Source organism: Limnohabitans sp. 2KL-3 (assembly GCF_001269405.1).
Taxonomy (GTDB): Bacteria; Pseudomonadota; Gammaproteobacteria; order Burkholderiales; family Burkholderiaceae_C; genus Limnohabitans_A.
Genome location: NZ_CXON01000037.1, coordinates 1 through 17,148 on the forward strand (window position 1 = coordinate 1; position 17,148 = coordinate 17,148).

At 60.1% G+C, this 17,148-nt stretch carries 15 protein-coding genes and 1 pseudogene; 5 read left to right on the forward strand and 11 right to left on the reverse strand.

Going from position 1 to position 17,148, the window contains the following annotated elements:
* Positions 1-596: 596 nt before the first annotated feature.
* The gene (locus AMM41_RS21025) at positions 597-1,559 is read right to left on the reverse strand and encodes an MBL fold metallo-hydrolase (RefSeq protein ID WP_089963871.1); all 963 of its coding nucleotides are present in this window, start codon (positions 1,557-1,559) and stop codon (positions 597-599) included.
* Positions 1,560-1,883: 324 nt separating this feature from the next.
* Between AMM41_RS21025 and AMM41_RS21030 the strand changes: the two genes are divergently transcribed.
* A complete protein-coding gene (locus AMM41_RS21030) occupies positions 1,884-3,005 on the forward strand; it encodes an NADH:flavin oxidoreductase/NADH oxidase (protein WP_089963848.1) in 1,122 nt (373 codons plus the stop codon).
* A gap of 85 nt (positions 3,006-3,090) precedes the next feature.
* A complete protein-coding gene (locus AMM41_RS21035; protein ID WP_228769391.1) occupies positions 3,091-4,005 on the forward strand; it encodes a Bug family tripartite tricarboxylate transporter substrate binding protein in 915 nt (304 codons plus the stop codon).
* A gap of 130 nt (positions 4,006-4,135) precedes the next feature.
* Here the strand turns inward: AMM41_RS21035 and AMM41_RS21040 are convergent, their stop codons facing one another.
* From AMM41_RS21040 to dcd, 4 genes are all read right to left on the reverse strand, one after another.
* Positions 4,136-5,008, reverse strand: a complete 873-nt coding sequence (locus AMM41_RS21040; RefSeq protein WP_089963851.1) for an alpha/beta hydrolase — start codon at positions 5,006-5,008, stop codon at positions 4,136-4,138.
* Between the two features lie 13 nt (positions 5,009-5,021).
* Positions 5,022-7,145 carry a TonB-dependent receptor plug domain-containing protein gene (locus AMM41_RS21045; RefSeq protein WP_228769392.1) on the reverse strand — a complete coding sequence of 708 codons (2,124 nt, stop codon included), beginning with the start codon at positions 7,143-7,145 and terminating at the stop codon, positions 5,022-5,024.
* A gap of 222 nt (positions 7,146-7,367) precedes the next feature.
* Positions 7,368-8,816 (reverse strand): DEAD/DEAH box helicase, encoded by a 1,449-nt coding sequence (locus tag AMM41_RS21050; protein WP_089963853.1) that lies wholly within the window; start codon positions 8,814-8,816, stop codon positions 7,368-7,370.
* Between the two features lie 53 nt (positions 8,817-8,869).
* On the reverse strand, positions 8,870-9,439 hold the full coding sequence (gene dcd / locus AMM41_RS21055; protein ID WP_089963855.1) for a dCTP deaminase: 570 nt from the start codon (positions 9,437-9,439) through the stop codon (positions 8,870-8,872).
* Between the two features lie 158 nt (positions 9,440-9,597).
* Between dcd and AMM41_RS21060 the strand changes: the two genes are divergently transcribed.
* Entirely contained in the window at positions 9,598-10,572 is a 975-nt protein-coding gene (locus tag AMM41_RS21060; protein WP_089963856.1) for a Bug family tripartite tricarboxylate transporter substrate binding protein, read from the forward strand.
* Between the two features lie 72 nt (positions 10,573-10,644).
* Here the strand turns inward: AMM41_RS21060 and AMM41_RS21065 are convergent, their stop codons facing one another.
* The 6 genes from AMM41_RS21065 to AMM41_RS21090 form a co-directional block, all read right to left on the reverse strand.
* On the reverse strand, positions 10,645-11,742 hold the full coding sequence (locus AMM41_RS21065; protein WP_089963858.1) for a BMP family ABC transporter substrate-binding protein: 1,098 nt from the start codon (positions 11,740-11,742) through the stop codon (positions 10,645-10,647).
* Between the two features lie 161 nt (positions 11,743-11,903).
* Positions 11,904-12,197 carry a YciI family protein gene (locus AMM41_RS21070; RefSeq protein WP_089963859.1) on the reverse strand — a complete coding sequence of 98 codons (294 nt, stop codon included), beginning with the start codon at positions 12,195-12,197 and terminating at the stop codon, positions 11,904-11,906.
* Between the two features lie 17 nt (positions 12,198-12,214).
* On the reverse strand, positions 12,215-12,478 hold the full coding sequence (locus AMM41_RS22095) for a hypothetical protein (RefSeq protein WP_146186262.1): 264 nt from the start codon (positions 12,476-12,478) through the stop codon (positions 12,215-12,217).
* A 21-nt stretch (positions 12,479-12,499) separates the two neighbouring features.
* On the reverse strand, positions 12,500-13,921 hold the full coding sequence (locus tag AMM41_RS21080) for a Fic family protein (protein ID WP_089963863.1): 1,422 nt from the start codon (positions 13,919-13,921) through the stop codon (positions 12,500-12,502).
* A 25-nt stretch (positions 13,922-13,946) separates the two neighbouring features.
* On the reverse strand, positions 13,947-14,996 hold the full coding sequence (locus AMM41_RS21085; protein WP_089963865.1) for an adenosine deaminase: 1,050 nt from the start codon (positions 14,994-14,996) through the stop codon (positions 13,947-13,949).
* A gap of 2 nt (positions 14,997-14,998) precedes the next feature.
* Positions 14,999-15,232, reverse strand: a complete 234-nt coding sequence (locus AMM41_RS21090; RefSeq protein ID WP_089963866.1) for a hypothetical protein — start codon at positions 15,230-15,232, stop codon at positions 14,999-15,001.
* A 221-nt stretch (positions 15,233-15,453) separates the two neighbouring features.
* Between AMM41_RS21090 and AMM41_RS21095 the strand changes: the two genes are divergently transcribed.
* Together AMM41_RS21095 and AMM41_RS21100 are read left to right on the forward strand one after the other, a co-directional pair.
* Positions 15,454-16,431 (forward strand): Bug family tripartite tricarboxylate transporter substrate binding protein, encoded by a 978-nt coding sequence (locus AMM41_RS21095; RefSeq protein ID WP_089963868.1) that lies wholly within the window; start codon positions 15,454-15,456, stop codon positions 16,429-16,431.
* 13 nt (positions 16,432-16,444) lie between these two features.
* Positions 16,445-16,834, forward strand: a pseudogene (locus tag AMM41_RS21100) (carboxymuconolactone decarboxylase family protein); the annotation flags it as partial.
* Between the last annotated feature and the right edge of the window lie 314 nt (positions 16,835-17,148).

The window sequence follows — 17,148 nt, forward strand, 5'->3', positions numbered from 1 at the left end:
CACCAAAACAACGCATGCGATGTGTTTCAGGCTTCGCCTTCTCCCAGCCAGCTCGCCGCCACTCCCTGCCGAATCGAGTTCGCTTTACTGCGCACCGCCAGTTCGCCTCCGGTTGCTCTCCACCCCGCTTCGCAGCGACGCAGTTACCTTCGACTACGGGGCCTTGGCTTACCCCGACATGGACTCTCACCATGCTGTGTACGCGCCTTCACGGGCGCACTGGGAGCCCCGCCCTCGGGGCGATGGGTGGTGGTCTGCGAGGCTTATCGCGACGGGGGCGTCGCTCCTACAGGGGACATTGCCCTGCATTTTGTGGGACAGGGGCCTGCATGCCATTTGTAGGAGCCCCGCCCTCGGGGCGATGGGTTGTGGTCTGCGAGGCTTATCGCGACGAGGGCGTCGCTCCTACAGGGGACATTGCCCTGCATTTTTTGTGGGACAGGGGCCTGCAGGATTTTGTGGGAGCCCCGCCCTCGGGGCGATGGGTGGTGGTCTGCGAGGCTTATCGCGACGGGGGCGTCGCTCCTACAAAGGACGGGGGCGTCGCTCCTACAGGGGACAGGGGCCCTGCAAAATTCGCAGGGCCGATTCAAGCATCAGGCCACGGGCACAAACTGATAGCCGTTGCCTGAGGGCGTGATGGAGCCAAAGGCCGGGAAGGGGAAGTGGAAACCACCGGCCATCATTTTTTCTTTGACCAACATGTCAAAAACACGGCGGCGGGTTTGACGGGCCATTTCGGGGTTCATGTCAAACAGCACGGCCCAGTCGGGGTTGCGGGCAAACAATGAAGGCACGTTGGTGATGTCGGCCACGTAGGCAAATGACTGGCCCTCAGAGCGCACGGCAAACAAGGTGTGGCCGGGTGTGTGGCCAAAGGCTGCGACCGACTGGATGCCGGGGGCCATGGTGCTGCCGGGCTCGAACTTGACCAATTGGTCTGCGGTCAAGCCCGTCAAGGCACGTTTGACAGCCCCAAAAGCGCCTTGCATCTGCGCGGGTGCCGCTGCGATACGGGCTTCGTCTGTCCAGAAGGCATGCTCGGGGGCTGGCACATGCACGCGGGCATTGGGGTAGACCAAGTTGCCGTTTTTGAAGCGCAAGCCATTGATGTGGTCGCCATGAAAATGGCTCAGCACCACGTTGTTGATGTCTTCGGGTTTAAAACCCGCTGCGGCCAAGTTGCCCAGCAGTTTGCCGGTGGTGGGGGGGCCGTTGTCGGCAAAACCGGTGTCAAACAGGTAGCGCTGGTTGCCGTTGACCAGCAAAAACGGGGTGTAGGGCACGTCGATGTAATCGGTGGGCAGGTTTTGCGAAGCCAACAGGGCTTTGACCTGGTCCAGCGGCACGGCGGGGACGAATTCTTGACCCAAGGGGCGACGTACCGCGCCATCGTTGAGGGCAATGATTTCCATCGCCCCCAGCTTCATGCGGCGAAAGCCCACCGCAGGCAATTCGGGTGCGCCAAACTGTGGGGTGTTTTGCGACCAGACAGAAGAAAAAGTCAGCGCAGAGGCACCGGCCATGCCAGCACCCAAAAAATGACGACGGTTCAACATGCTTTGCATCCTTCAACAATGGGGTGCTCAGAATACGCGGCCCTTGCCGATGCCAAGCCTGAGGGGTGATTGCCCACGGTTGATGCGGGGGTATTGAGTGACGAAAGGAGGCAAGCCTCAGTTTGTCTGTGATGTCCGCCATCGGGGTGATTTTTGGTGGTTTGCATGGGTTTTCGCGACGGGGGCGTCGCTCCCACAGGGGGGATATCCTCACAGCGGGGGCGGTTGTCACCCAACGGATAACGATCGGCCCGGTTTTCCATAAGATGCCGATCTCAGCCGCCATCGTGCGCCAAGCTTCCACACACCGCGACGACCCATTTCATGAGCCTGCTTTTCACGCCTTTCACTTTCGACGCCCCTTCTGGCCCCCTCACCTTGCCCAACCGCATCGTGATCGCGCCCATGTGCCAGTACTCGGCCGACCACGGCCAAGCCACCGACTGGCACCTGACGCACTGGACCAACTTGCTCAACAGCGGCGCAGGCTTGTTCACCATCGAGGCCACTGCGGTCTCGGCCGTGGGCCGCATCAGCCCCGGTTGTTTGGGCCTGTGGGACGACGCGACGCAAGCGGCGCTGGGCGACAAACTGCACCGCGCCCGCCGCTTGGCCCCGCACATGCCGGTGTGCATCCAAATCAGCCACGCGGGCCGCAAGGCTTCGAGCGCAGCGCCTTGGGACGGCGGCATGCTGATCGCCCCCGAAAACGGCGGCTGGCAGACCGTGGCGCCCAGCGCCCTGCCCCACTTGCCGCAAGAAGCTGCGCCTACCGAATTGAGCTTGGCAGACATCGTGCAGATCAAGGCCGACTTTGTGAACACCGCCCGACGCAGCCACGAACTGGGCATTGAGGCGGTGGAACTGCACGCCGCACACGGCTATTTGCTGCACCAGTTTTTGTCGCCGATTTCCAACCAGCGTACCGACGCCTATGGCGGCTCGTTTGAAAACCGCATCCGCTTTCCGATGGAAGTGTTCACTGCCGTGCGTGAAGCCTTTGGCGGCACGCTGGGCATGCGCATCTCGGGCACCGACTGGGTGGACGGCGGCTGGACGGTCGAAGAAACGGCCGCCTTGTCGGTGCAGCTCAAACAAGCCGGGGCGCAGTTTGTGCACATCTCGTCGGGCGGCGTCTCGCCCTTGCAAAAAATAGCTTTGGGCCCAGAGTACCAAGTGCACTTGGCCAAAGCCGTGAAAGACGCATCGGACCTGACCACCATCGCCGTGGGCCTGATCACCGAGCCCGCGCAGGCCGAGGCTGTGCTGCAACGTGGCGACGCCGATCTGGTGGCGCTGGCCCGCAGCTTTTTGTACAAGCCGCGCTGGGGCTGGGAAGCGGCGGTGGCCTTGGGCGGCACGGTCGACTCACAACACCAGTACTGGCGCAGCCTGCCCCGCGAAGCCAAAAACATTTTCAACGACGCCAAGATTGGCATGCGCTGATTTACACACCCTTTAAAGAGAGACAACCATGAACACCCGTCGCAAAATTTCCAAACTGCTGGCTGTGGCCAGCCTGTGCGCACCCATGGCCCTGATGGCGCAAGCCTTCCCCAGCAAGCCGATCACCTTGGTCGTGCCCGTGCCACCCGGTGGCTTGGTCGACACCTCGGCTCGTCTGATTTCTGAGCCCCTGGGCCGCTTGATTGGCCAGTCCATCGTGGTGGAAAACAAGGGCGGTGCCAGCGGCAACCTGGCCTACCAGCAAGTGGCCCGCAGCGCCAAAGACGGCCACACTTTGCTGGTGTCGTACTCGGGCTACCACGTTGCCAACCCGATCCTCATGAGCAAGCTGCCTTGGGAGCTGAAGGACCTGACGCCCGTGGGCCTGATCACCGTGGCCACCAACGTGGTGGCGGTGCACCCTTCGGTGCCGGTGAACAACATGAAAGAGTTCATCGCCTACGCCAAGCAAAACCCGGGCAAGCTGAACTACGCCTCGCAAGGCAATGGCTCGGTCTCGCACATCGGCACCGAAATCTTCAAACAGCAAACCGGCGTGAGCTTGGTGCATGTGCCCTACAAAGGCTCGGGCCAAGCCATTGCCGACGTGCTGGCAGGCCAAGTGCAGGTGTTCATGACCACGCCGCCCTCGGTGATGCAGCACATCCAGGGCGGCAAGCTCAAGGCGCTGGCCGTCACCGGCAAAAAACGCCACGCGGGCATGCCCCAAGTGCCCACCATGGCCGAAGCCGGTTACCCCAACTTTGACCTCGAATCGTGGGTGGCTTTGTACGCCCCAGCGGGCACGCCTGCTGCGGCCATCAACCAACTGGCCGACGCCGTCAAGCGCAGCCTGGACCTGCCCGAGAGCAAACAACGCGCGGATGCCGCTGGCATTGAAGTGCGCTTTGTGGCTCCGGCCGAAATGACCAAAATCCTGGACCGCGACATCGCCGACTGGACGCAGGCCATCAAGGCGGCGAACATCAAGCTGGATTGACGCTTTCAGTGCTTGGGGCTGGCGCGGTGGGTTGCAACACGGCCTCACCGCGCCATCACTGGCGCTGAGCACAAACCCAGCGCCCGTGGCCCAGGCTATTGGATTCGCTGTCCGCAGAGATGGAGAAAATTCAGGCAGTTAACTTGATCAACTGCCGCAACCCATCATTCAAGCGCGTTCCCGCTCGCGTCATGTCGGTCACGATGCTGAAGTGGTTCAGGCCCGGCAAAGCTTCGCACACGGGCACGGTTTGAGGCCCCCAGGCTTGGTGAATCAAGCGGATGTGGCGCAGGAATTCAGCGCTTTCGTCGCCCCCGGCCACGGCGTACAAAACGCCTTGGGTGGGGCGCTTCCATTTGGCGGGGCTGGCCTTGCGCACCTGCGCGGGTGTGAGTCGCAAATCACCTTGGAGAAACGGTGTTTTGCGAATGGGCTCCAGATCAAACAGGCCTGAAATGGACAGCGCTTTGCGCAACAGACCCGAGGGCAAATCGTGGCCGACTTGTGGCCAGTCACAGCCCAGCAGCATGGTGGCCAAATGCCCACCTGCAGAATGCCCGACCACGGTGATGTTGCCAGGGTCACCGCCATGCTCGGCAATGTGACGCCAGACCCAAGCACAGGCACGGGCCATTTGCAAAGCGATATCGGGAATGGTGATGGGCTGCTCTGGCGTGCCTGGGCACAAGGCGTAATTGACCACCACCGCACAAGCGCCCATGTCGTTCAACGCCGGTGCCACAAAGGAGTGGTCTGACTTGTCCAGGCTGCGCCAGTAACCGCCATGGATAAAGATCACCACGGGTGCATTTTGGGTGGCAGCAGGAAAGACGTCCAAGGTTTCGTTGGGTCCATCCCCATAGGGCAGATCCCGCACTGGCTTGAGCGATTCACGCGCCTGCTCGGAGGCATGGGTCCAATGCGCAAAATGGTCCGCAAAGTCGGGCACCAGCGCCCGGTTGTTGTACATGCGGTCGTGCCAGTCGGCGTCTTTGGTGGGCATGTCGGTCTCCTCTTTAAATTTTCATTTCCAGGCGCAGTTGGACGTTGCGCCAATTGCGATCGGTGGTGCGGGCTGTCTCCTGTTGCATGCCCGTATTGAATGTGGTGGCGGTTTCGTAGTCACGCGGCAGCAAGTTGCTGACGGTCAACCGCAAAGCGGTCGCGGCTGAAAAACGCCACTGCCCATACACATCGACCACGCGCTTAAGGCCTTGGTACGACCACTGCTCTTGGCTGCGCCGTGTGTCGTAGTCGGGGTTCCAGTTGACGTTGCCGCCCAAGGTCAAAGGCATGCCACGCAGGCGGTAGTCGCCCCCTAAGTTGGCGGTCATGCTGGGTTGCTGGTCCAGACGGTTGTCGGGGCCGGGCACATCCTTGACCTTGGATCGGAAAAAGCTGACGTTGCTGCGGATGTCCACAGGCCAGGCCGCGGCCCAGGCCTGGTTCAGTCGAAACTTGGCCTCCAGCTCTACACCTTGGGTGAGGGCATCGCCCACGTTTTGAGGACTGGACACCCAACGCTGTTGGCTTGACCAAGGCACGGTCTGCAAACGGGTCTGATAACGGATCAGATCGCTGATGTTGCGACGGAACACATTGGCGCTGAGCACACCACCGCCTTCAAGATGGCGTTCAAAACCCAAGTCGATGCCGGTTGCCAACTCGGCCTTCAGGTCAGGGTTGCCCACACGGTCGGGTTGGGTGGGCACGTTGCTGGGAAACACGTCCGGCTGGTAATCGCGCGAGTAACGCAGCGGTGCCACCATGTTGTAGAGGGTGGGCGTTTTGTAGCTGCGCGTGAGGCTCATGCGCACCTGGTCGCGCTTGGCCGGGTCGGGCTTCCACATCGCGTGAAGCAATGGGGTCCACACCTGACTTTTGTTGCGTTTGAGGTCCTCGCCCACCTGCCCTTCGGTCAGGATGCTTTCGTAGCGAATGCCCGTATAGGCCGACCAATTCGGGTTGATCTTGAACTCGTCTTGGGTATAGGCCGCCCAACGGGCCGTGCTGGCCTTGAGGTTGCCGCTGTCGTCGCCCGCACCCGCACTGGCTTCTTCGACGCGGCGCACGCCTTCGTGCTCCAGGCCGCTGACCCATTGGTGGCCGTTGTCCAGCACCCGGGTCCATTTGGCGTTCAAGCTGGTGTTGCGGTCGGTAAAGCGTTGCTCATCCAAGGCATTGGACAAAAGCCCGGTGCTGGTGACAGCCGTCTGGGTGATGTGCTGGTTGTACCTGGCTTGGCCTAAACCAAAACGCGCTTCCAAACGGTCATCGGCCGACAAGCGCTGGCCCCATTGGCCGTTCAGCCGGGCTGCAGCGTAGCGGCTGTGGTTGTCGGTCAGCGCGGTGTCGGTGATGCCCGGTGAGGTCAAGCGCCGGGCGTCGATGCGCCCTTGGGCGGCGTATTCGGAATAAATCAAAAACGGCGTCAAGGTCAGGGTCTTGCCCTGCTCACCTTTCCATTGCAAGCGTGCATTGGCGTACACCCCCTGCCTGCGGCCTGAGGACTCGGACACCCGTAACTGATCATCGCGGTAGTCGGAGTCGATCTCGGTCAGGCTTTGGTCGTCACGGTGGTTGTCCATGGCCGACAGCGTGAAGGTGCCCGCCAAGGGTTCGGTTTTGAGGTTGTGCACCCAATTGACCATGCTGGAGCGTTGGCCATGCTCTTGGCTGCCGGTGATTTTCAAATCGTCTGGGGTGGCTTTTCTGCCCTCGCGCAGCACGATGTTGATGGTGCCTGCAATCGCACGGGCGCCGGTTTCGGCCGTCGGAGCACGCAAAATTTCGATGCGCTCGACCTGCTCCGGGGTCAAAGAGTCCACCGAAAAACCCGGGGGCATGCGTTCGCCGTCCAGCAATATTTGGGTGTAACCACCACCCAAGCCCCGCATGCGAATGGCACCGCCACGGCCCGGTGCACCTTGCACCGTCACGCCCGGCAAACGCTTGAGCACATCGCCCAGGGTTGAATCGCCTTGTTTCTCGATCTCTTCGCGGCCGATCACGATTTTGGAGGCGGTGGATTCTTGACGCGCTTCGGCGTCGTTGTTGCGGTTGCTGCGAATTTCGACACGGCCGAGGTCCGTTACAGCAGGCGGAGTTGCCGTCGTTTGCGCCATGAGCAGGCCAGGCACAGACAACAAAACAGCAGTCCTTGCCAACAGGCCCCCGGAAGAGGCTGACCGGTGGCCGGTCAAAGGCTGTAAAACCAAAGAAATTGGGGAAAGGGTGTGGGTATCGCGCATGGACCCATTTTGACAGCCTCCCACGACACCGGTGCCGAGCTCTGGCAAAGACCGGGACTCAAGCCCGATCAATCCCACCCGAGCCCAACGCCGGGCCACCGTCGGATGACCTCACTCGTCCGATTTGAACAAAGCGGCCACTTTGCGCTTGGGTTTGATGTTGGCCGAAATCGACGAGCGGGCTGTTTTGGGCGTGGCGGCTTCCCAGCTGGGAGAAGCGTCGCTGGAAGCCGCTTCGTAAGGCTTTTCAAAAAACGGATCGCGGTTGATGGGCGCGGGGCGAAAACCGCCACGGCGCGGGGCATCCAGGCCATCGCGTGGATCAAATTCTTCGCGTCGACGACCTTCGTAAGGCCGTGCACGGGGACGGTCTTCGGCGCGGGTGCCCCATTTTTCTGGCACGGGACCAGCTGGGCGAACGTCCAGCTGCAGGGTTTCGACTTCCAGCTTTTTCTTGATCAGCTTTTCAATGTCGCCGACCAAACGGGCATCAGAGGGGCTGACCAAGGTCACGGCCAGACCCGACGCCCCGGCGCGGCCAGTGCGGCCAATGCGGTGCACATAGTCTTCGGCGTTGAAGGGCACGTCGAAGTTGAACACGGCTGGCACATCCTTGATGTCCAAGCCGCGTGCGGCCACGTCGGTGCAGACCAGCAAATCGACCTCGCCTTGTTTGAAGGCTTCCAGCGCTTTCAGGCGCTCGTCCTGGCTTTTGTCGCCGTGCAAGGCGGCAGTGCGCAGGCCTTCGCGCTCCAAAGAGCGGGCCAAGCGGCCGCAGCCGAGCTTGCTGTTGACAAAGATAAAGGCCTGCTTGATGCCCCGGTCGTCGAGCACCTTGCGGATCACGCGGCGCTTGTCATCGTCTTGCGCGGCGTAAAAACGCTGCTCGACGGTAGAGGCGGTTTCGTTGGGCCGGGCCACCTCGATGGTGATGGGGTTTTGCAGGTAGCTGCCGGCCAGGCGCTTGATTTCGGGTGAGAAGGTGGCCGAAAACAACAGTGTGGTGCGTTGCTTGGGCAAGTAACTCAGGATGCGCTGCAAATCGGGCAAAAAGCCGATGTCCAGCATCCGGTCGGCTTCGTCCAGCACCACATATTCCACCTGGTTCAAGACCGCGTTTTTGGCTTCGATGTGGTCCAGCAAACGGCCGGGGGTCGCCACCAGCACCTCAACCCCTTGTTTGAGCTCCAGGGTCTGGGGCTTCATGTCCATGCCACCAAACACCACCGCGCTGCGCAGCTGGGTGTACTTGGCGTACAGCTTGATCTGTTGGGCCACCTGGTCGGCCAGCTCACGCGTGGGCAACAGCACCAAAGCCCGCACCGGGTGACGCGCGGGCGAGGTGGAGGGGTTTTCGTGTTTGAGCAGCCGCTGCAGCAAAGGCAGCGAAAACGCCGCCGTTTTACCGGTGCCGGTCTGGGCCGCGCCCATCACGTCCTGGCCCGTCAACACCACCGGAATGGCTTGGGCCTGGATAGGGGTCATGGATTCGTAGCCCATTTCGGCCACGGCTCGTGCCAGCGTGGGCGCCAGCGATAAATTGGAAAAAGAGTCGGTCATTAACCCGCTATTGTCGCATTTTGGGGTGACACCCCCAAAACTGGCATGCAGGTTCAGGTTTTGGGCAGTGTCACGCCCACTTGGCCTTGGTACTTGCCGCCCCGGTCTTTGTAGCTGGTTTCGCAGACTTCATCGCTCTCAAAAAACAGCACCTGCGCACAACCTTCACCCGCGTAAATCTTGGCCGGCAAAGGGGTGGTGTTGCTGAATTCCAGGGTCACATAGCCCTCCCACTCGGGCTCGAAGGGGGTCACGTTGACGATGATGCCGCAGCGGGCGTAGGTGCTTTTGCCCAGGCAAATGGTCAGCACATTGCGCGGTATGCGGAAATATTCCACCGTGCGGGCCAGCGCAAAACTGTTGGGGGGAATGATGCAAACATCGCTTTCGATGTCCACAAAACTGCGTTCATCAAAATTCTTCGGGTCCACCACCGTGCTGTAAATGTTGGTGAATACCTTGAACTCAGGGGCACAACGGATGTCGTAGCCATAGCTGCTGGTGCCATAGCTGACGATTTTTTGGCCTGCGGCGTCTTTGCGTATTTGCCCCGGTTCAAACGGCGAGATCATGCCGTGCTCTTCGGCCATGCGGCGGATCCATTTGTCGCTTTTGATGCTCATCGCTCACCCTTTGAAGAAGGCCTGCATTTTAGGCCTCTTGCCCGTTCAAGGCCTTGGCCTGGTGCAAGGCCCGCAAGCCAGAGTCTCCCCTGCAACTGCTCAGGCCATGATTTGCCAACAAAATAAACGGCAAAACAACACCTTTTGTGGAGACCGACATGCAAAGACGCACCTTCATTCAAGCCAGCCCCTTGTGGTTTGGACTGCCCGGGCTGGCAAGCGCCCAGACGGGCTACCCCAACCGTCCCATCAAATACATCGTGCCGGTGGCTGCAGGCGGGGGCTCGGACATGGTGGGCCGTCAATTTTGCGATCGGTTTGGCAAAGTGCTGGGGCAAGCCATGGTGGTTGAAAACCACGGCGGTGGCGGGGGCGTGATCGCCTCGCAAATGGCCGCCAAAGCCAGCCCCGATGGCTACACCCTGATGCAGGGTTACGTCGCCACCCACGGCACATCCCCCGCTACACGCAAACTGCCCTACGACCCGATCAAAGACTTCAGCCCCATCGGCATGATTGGCAGTACCCCCAATGTGCTGGTGGTCAACGCCAACTTGCCCATCAAGGACGTCAAAGCCTTCATCGACTACGTCAAAAAGAACCCCGGTCGGGTGTCCTACGGCTCGGCAGGTGCGGGCTCGCTGACCCACCTCACGGCGGAGTTGTTCAAGGCGCAAACCAGCGCTTTCATGGTCCATATTCCCTACCGAGGCATCGCGCCCGCCACCAATGATTTGATTGCCGGTCAAACCCAAGCCATGTTTCCGGGATTGGCGGCCGCCCTGCCCCACATTCGCAGCGGTCGCATTCGGGCTTTGGCGGTCACAGGCGCACAACGCCACCCGGCCCTGAAAGACGTGCCCACGATGGAGGAGTCGGGACTCAAAGGTTTTGATGCGCAGCAGTGGTACGGCGTGGTGGGCCCGGCGGGCATGCCTGCGGCGGTGGTCAAACAACTCAACGACGCCATGGCCACCGTCTTGGCCCAGCCCGACTTTCGCGACAAACTGAGTGCCGAAGCGGTTGAACTCATGCCCATGAATCCCACACAATTTGCCGACTTCATGAAAAAAGACCTGGCTCGCTGGACAGACTTGGCCAAAGAACGGCAAATCAACCTGGATGCCGCTTGATCCCAGGCCCCAGGGCGCAAAGCGACTGGGCCCTGTCAGCGTGTCATCAGCCCGCCCCAAGCGGGCACACGCTCAGCGTGAGACGCGCCCCAGCACGCCTTGCACCAAATAATTCATCTGCAAAATCTGTGCATCGCTCAAGGCCTGCCCGGCAGGAACTACTTCTTTGCCCTCGTTGTCGGTGATGGGCCCGACAAAAGGCTTGAGCTTCCCAGAACCCACCCGTTTTTGCTTGGCCAGGATTTCGTCCTGAACCTTCTTGGGCACCTTGGGGCCAAAGTCGCCCACGCGGATCATGCCGTCCTTGACGCCGCCCCACACACTGCCCGAAGTCCATGTGCCATTCATGGCCGCCTTGACGCGGGCCGTGTAGTAGTCGCCCCACTGGTGGGTCACGGCGATGATCTGCGCATCCGGCCCGGTCTTGCGCATGTCGGAGTGGTAGGCCACAGCCATCTTGCCGCGCTCTTGCGCAGCGGCCATCACGGCGGTTGATCCCGTGTGGAAGGCGATCACATCGACATCCTGGTTGAACAAGGCCATGGCCGCTTCACGCTCTTTCGGTGGGTCAAACCAGGCGTTGAGCCAGACCACCTTGACGGTGGCATTGGGGTTGACCGAGCGCATGCCCAAAGTGAAGGCGTTGATACCCTGCAGGACTTCGGGAATCGGAAAGCCCGCCACATAACCGGCCACTTTCGTTTGTGTCATGCGCCCGGCTGCGATGCCCGCCAAATAGCGGCCCTCGTAATAACGGGCGTTGGAGGCCGCCACGTTGGGCGCGGTCTTGAAACCGGTCACCGACTCGAACTTCACGTTAGGAAAGTCTTTGGCCACCCGCAGTGTGGGCTCCATGTAGCCAAAGCTGGGGGTGAAGATGATCTGGTTGCCCTGTTGGGCCAAGTCGCGGATCACGCGCTCGGCGTCAGCACCCTCGGCCACATCGGCCACAAAAGTGGTCTTGACCTGATCGCCCAAAGCCCGCTCAACGGCCTTGCGGCCCTCGTCGTGCTGACGCGTCCAGCCCGCCTCGGTGATGGGCGAGACATAGACAAAACCGGCCTTGATGGGCTCGGTCGCTTTGACTGGCGTTGGCGTGGAAGTTTGTGCCTGAACGGCAGGAAGAAAAAAGCAGGCGGCCACGAGCGTGGCAGCGAGGTTTTTATACATGGTAGTCCTCTACATGGCCCCGAGATTGAACAAAACAAAGCCCGCCGGGGCGGCGGGCTTCGGGTGTGGATTTTACATGGGGTATTTGTCCATACCGTCCATACGCTTCATCAAAAGCCCACAGCAAATCGTGAAAGCAGGTCGGTGTGTGTAAAAAAGCCTCAAACCAACACCTGCTGGTCCAGCGCTTTGCTCCAATGCAAAACTTCCACGCTCTGGCGCAGCCCGCAAGTCCAGAAAGGGTCGGTCTGCATCAATTGATGGACGCTTTCTTTGGACTCGGACTCAACGATCCATAAAGCACCTTTGGGCACCTGCCCAAGCTGCTCGCGCAAACTGCCGGCCACGCGCACTTGCGCCTGATGAGCAGCCACCCAGTCAATGTGGGCTTGCAAATGGGTAGCACGCAAAGCGCCTTGATCGGGTCGGTCGGTGAACAAAACGGCAAACAACATGGTCAATCCTCCTTGATTCAAACTCCGGGCATCCACCCGGTTCTCAAGGCATGCGCCCAATCATCACGGCCACGCTTATCGGCCAAAATCGCCATGGATTCATGGTCATAGGGCACGCTGATCAACTCACAACACCAGTCCCCTCCCGATTTTTCGACCACCGCATAACGTGCATCGGGGCTGCCGTTCTCTATGCGATGGAACTTGGACAAAGGGTAAGGGTGATCGTCGTCGTAAGCAGGCAAATTGCCATGAATATCTGAAACAAATGACAATCGCATCACGCCCCCTTTGGGTATGTTTTAAGCTTGTCTGGCAAGCCAGCGTCGACCTGCTGGCGTCAGTCGGTATTTTTGAAGACGACTCTGGGGCTTATCTGGCACCGTCATCTGTATCAGTTGGGCCACCAAAGCTGGGCGCAAATGCAGCGCCAAAAAATTGGGCCGATGGGACAAACCCAAGGCCTGCATCAACTCCTGCAGGCTCAATGTCTGATCGCCCAGCGCAACAATCAGGCGCGCGACTTGTTCGGTGACTTGTTCGGTGACTTGTTCGGTGACTTCGGGGGTGACTTGTTCGCTCTGCCCTTGCCCCGCTCTGAGCACCTTCAAATACGCGGGGTCAAATGGGAATTCCAGCCACATGTCGAACGGTTGGTAGCGCAGCAGGGGTTTGGGCGTGCCCGCCGCCGCGCAAGCCGCAAAAATCCGCTCCACCCCACGGCCCCAGGCCTCGATCTCGCCAGCCCTGAAAAAGGCATTCGCAATGGCCGGGTTGTACGGACTGGAGGAATGCGCGCCCAGCAGCGTGTCCAGGGTCCAGCCCTCGGGCAAGACCGCAGGGTTCCAGATGCGCAAGCGGTTTTCGTACACACGGATCTGGACCGGCGCGGTGACCGCATAGTCGCGGTGCACCAGCGCATTCAGCAGTGCCTCACGAAGCGCCGCACGCGGGACAGGAAAAGTCTCCACCCGCACAATGCCATCGTATGAAATGACTGCCTTCAGGTATTTGGTCAGCAACAGGTCCAGCGTGTTCTTGACTTGGTGGAACAAATCGCCTTCGACCTCGTCGTGGTACAGCAACTCGGTCTCTGACTCGAAATAACCCACCTTCACAAACGCACCCGTCACAAAACGCTGGGGATCTGCAGCAAACAACAAGGCTGTGGCCCGTTGGTAATACGGCCCCTCTTTCAGACGCAACTTGTCCAGCAAGTTGGCATCGCTCTCGGCCAGGGTCTCGGCATCGAGCCGACCGCTGCGCTGGGCCAGCTGGCGAAACCGCGCCATGGCCGGTGCCGACACATCGGCCAAACTGAACTGGGGCAGAGGTACACCGTCCCAAGTGCGCCCATGGCGACCCAACAGAAAGCGGTCCAGCGCCGCGCCCTTGAGTTCTTGCAGCGTGCTGCCGCTGCGCATGTAGTAATGGCCCCGGTAGCTGATCGGGTTGGGATAGGCTTGCACCACCACCTCAATGTAGTGCAACTCGCCCTCGGTGTGCAGGTTCACGTCCACCACAATGCCCAACAGATCGCGCACCTTGTTGGGCAAATCTTCCAAAAGCTTGGCCGCTTCGGGCAGACCCACCACTTGGCCCTTGTCATTCACCCCCAGCAGCAAACGCCCGCCTTGCGCATTGGCAAAGCCGCAAACCCAGCGCAGGTAGTCATCGCGCCAGGTTTCTTTCCATTCGGTGTGCTGGGATTCTTGCTTGAGCATCGCGCCATTTTGACAGGCAAAGCCCTCAATCCTGCTCCGCAAACCCCTGAAAACAAGCCTTCAGTTCATGCATCCAGCGGTGCTTGTCCGCCTCGGGGGCAAAGCTCGCTTCGATGCTGTTGGCGGCCAGTTTGTAGGCCTGTTGCGCATTCAGGTGCAGGGCCGCAAAGGTTTGCAGGTAGTTGTCGTTCAGGTAGCCGCCAAAGTAGGCCGGGTCGTCCGAGTTGAGGGTGATGCACAGGCCTGCATCCAGCATCTGACCCAGGTTGTGGTCAGCCAGGTTTTTGAACACGCACAGTTTGAGGTTGGACAGCGGGCACACGGTGAGCGGCATGTGGCTGTCGGCCAAGCGCTTCATCAACGCGGCATCGTGGATGGCTTGCACGCCGTGGTCGATGCGCTCGACCTGCAACACGTCGAGTGCGCCCCAAATGTAGGCGGGTGGCCCCTCTTCGCCCGCGTGGGCCACGCAGTGCAAGCCCAGCTCGCGGGCGCGGGCAAAGACACGGGCAAACTTTTCGGGCGGGTGACCCAGCTCGCTCGAATCGAGACCCACGCCGATGAAGTGTTCGCGCCAGGGCATGGCTTCTTCCAAAGTGGCCAGCGCATCGTCTTCAGACAAGTGGCGCAAAAAGCACAGGATCAGATCGGCACTGATGCCCAGCTGGGTTTGTGCATCACGGCAGGCGCGGCTCAGGCCATCGATGACCGCGCCCATGGCCACACCCCGGGCTGTGTGGGTCTGTGGGTCAAAAAACAGCTCGGCCCGCACCACATGGTCGGCCTTGGCTTTTTCAAAATAGGCCCAGGCCATGTCGTAAAAATCCTGCTCGTGCAGCAGCACACTGGCCCCGGAGTAATACAGGTCCAGAAAACTTTGCAGGTTGGTGAAGGCGTAGGCGCTGCGCAAAGCGGCCACATCGGCATAGGGCAGCGACACGCCGTTGCGCTGGGCCAGGGCAAAGATCAACTCGGGCTCCAGCGAGCCTTCGATGTGAATGTGCAGCTCGGCCTTGGGCATGCGGCGCAGCAACTCGGGCAGGCGGCTTGGGGGGATGGCGTGGACTTTGAACATGGTCAATCCTTGAAAAATTGGGCGCGGATGGTGGCTTCGTCCAATTGCGCGAAACAGCTGTTGTGTCGGTCGGTCAAAGGCCCATGGCCCGGCATCACTTGGCCTGCAGGGCCATAGCCCACGGCCTTGAACTTCCATTGGCCATGGACCCACTTGAAGTTGCCCACATGCAGGCCCGAAGGGTCATGCAGGGCACACACGCCATCGTTGATGGGTTGAAGCAAAGAATTGAGCATGGGCTATTTTGCACGGCTTGACGCTCCACACCCTTGAATTCGCCACCAAGGCAGCGGTCTGCCTGACTCCATTGTGGTGATGGGTGCCGCGTCCACCACCAAGGCTTCCTAAGAAGACAGGGCTGGCTCCATGGTTTGTCGCCCAAATTACAGGACATTGGCCACTTTGTGCAAGCATGAGCATGCTCGTTTTAGATCGGTTCAATACCTCTGGAGACTCCATGTTCCGCGTTGCCAAGCCTCTGATCGCTGTTGTGTCCACCGTTTTGCTGGCCTTTGCTGCGCCAGTCATAGCGCAAACCTTCCCCAACAAGCCTATCCGCATCATCGTGCCCTTTCCACCAGGTGGCGGCAACGATGTGATCGCCCGCGTGGTCGCCCAAAAGCTCAATGAACGTCTGGGTCAACAAGTGGTGATCGACAACCGGGCCGGAGCCAACGGCATTGTGGGCCTGCAGGCCTTGATGCAATCCCCAGCAGACGGCTACACCTTGGCCGTGGCGGCCGCTGGGCCCATGGCGGTGAACCCCAGTCTGTACGACAAATTGCCCTATGACCCACTGAAGGATTTCGCGCCCATTACCAACATGGTGAATTTTCCTTTGCTCTTGGTCACGCACCCTTCGGTGCCCGCCAAAACAACGCTGGAATTGATCACCCTTGCCAAGTCCAAACCCAAGCAGTTGTTCTTCGCATCCCCTGGCAGCGGCAACTCAGGCCATTTGGCGGGCGAGTTGTTCAACTCCATGGCCAACGTGCAAACGGTGCATGTGCCGTACAAAGGCCAAGGCCCGGCTTTGTCCGATTTGTTGGCGGGCCAAGTCCAGATGCTTTACAGCAGCATTCCGTCTGTGATCAACCAGGTGAAATCCGGCCAGCTCAAAGCCATTGCCGTGGGCAGCGCCAAACGCGTACCCTCACTGGCCGACATCCCCACCATTTCTGAAAGTGGATTACCAGGCTATGAGGCTTACTCTTGGGTGGGCATTGTGGCACCCGCCAAAACACCCAAAGAAATCGTGACGCGGCTCAACCGCGAAATTGTGGACATTCTCAAACTGCCCGACGTGGCCGAAAAACTGAACCAACAAGGTGCCTTGCCTGTGGGGGACACGCCTGAGCAATTTGCGAGCTACATCAAAGACGAAATCGTCAAGTGGGGCGCTGTGGTGCGCTCGGCCAACATCAAAGCAGATTGAAAGAACCCTTGCCATGAAAACCGCCACCAACAAGAAGTCTGACAACCCACCCAAGTCCGAGGGCTACAAAGCCGGCTTGGCCATGCGCAAAAAAGTGTTGGGCGATGATTACGTCGAACGCTCATTTGCCAACGCCGATGACCTGAATATGCCTTTTCAGGAACTGGCCACCGAATTCGCTTGGGGCAAGGTCTGGACACGTCCGGGCCTGACCCTGAAAGAGCGCAGCTTGTCCACGCTGTCGATGTGCATTGCCTTGAACCGGCCCGCCGAAATCAAAATTCACCTCAGAGGGGCTGTGCGCAATGGCGTGTCGCGCGAAGAATTGCGCGAGCTGATTTTGCACTCCTTCCTTTACTGCGGCGGTCCTGCCGCGCTGGACGCCTACAAGGCGGTGCGCGACGAATTGCCCTTGATCGAAGCAGCGGAAAAAGCGGCCAAAAAACTGGCCACCACGGCAAAAACAAAACCCGCCAAAACAAAACCTGCCAAAAGTCCCGCCAAGGCCTCAACCAAATCGACAGCCAAGGCCAAATCAACATCCAAGATCAAGGCTTGACCGGTTTTTTGCTTCGCCCCTTGGCGGGTGCAATACCTGCCATGGCCGACATGACCTCGGCCGTCGACGCCGTGTCTTCCAGGGCCAGCCCCTGGGCCATGGCACTGGTGTAGATCGCGGCGCAGGTCGAGAACAAAGGGGTCGGACAATCCACCGAC

Coding starts and splice junctions, on each gene's coding strand:
- AMM41_RS21040 (WP_089963851.1), bottom strand. CDS start 5,008: ATGCCCACCAAAGACGCCGACTGGCACGACCGCATGTACAACAACCGG.
- AMM41_RS21070 (WP_089963859.1), bottom strand. CDS start 12,197: ATGTTGTTTGCCGTTTTGTTCACCGACCGACCCGATCAAGGCGCTTTG.
- AMM41_RS21030 (WP_089963848.1), top strand. CDS start 1,884: ATGAGCCTGCTTTTCACGCCTTTCACTTTCGACGCCCCTTCTGGCCCC.
- dcd (WP_089963855.1), bottom strand. CDS start 9,439: ATGAGCATCAAAAGCGACAAATGGATCCGCCGCATGGCCGAAGAGCAC.
- AMM41_RS21050 (WP_089963853.1), bottom strand. CDS start 8,816: ATGACCGACTCTTTTTCCAATTTATCGCTGGCGCCCACGCTGGCACGA.
- AMM41_RS21025 (WP_089963871.1), bottom strand. CDS start 1,559: ATGTTGAACCGTCGTCATTTTTTGGGTGCTGGCATGGCCGGTGCCTCT.
- AMM41_RS21065 (WP_089963858.1), bottom strand. CDS start 11,742: ATGTATAAAAACCTCGCTGCCACGCTCGTGGCCGCCTGCTTTTTTCTT.
- AMM41_RS21060 (WP_089963856.1), top strand. CDS start 9,598: ATGCAAAGACGCACCTTCATTCAAGCCAGCCCCTTGTGGTTTGGACTG.
- AMM41_RS21035 (WP_228769391.1), top strand. CDS start 3,091: ATGGCCCTGATGGCGCAAGCCTTCCCCAGCAAGCCGATCACCTTGGTC.
- AMM41_RS21090 (WP_089963866.1), bottom strand. CDS start 15,232: ATGCTCAATTCTTTGCTTCAACCCATCAACGATGGCGTGTGTGCCCTG.
- AMM41_RS22095 (WP_146186262.1), bottom strand. CDS start 12,478: ATGCGATTGTCATTTGTTTCAGATATTCATGGCAATTTGCCTGCTTAC.
- AMM41_RS21085 (WP_089963865.1), bottom strand. CDS start 14,996: ATGTTCAAAGTCCACGCCATCCCCCCAAGCCGCCTGCCCGAGTTGCTG.
- AMM41_RS21095 (WP_089963868.1), top strand. CDS start 15,454: ATGTTCCGCGTTGCCAAGCCTCTGATCGCTGTTGTGTCCACCGTTTTG.
- AMM41_RS21080 (WP_089963863.1), bottom strand. CDS start 13,921: ATGCTCAAGCAAGAATCCCAGCACACCGAATGGAAAGAAACCTGGCGC.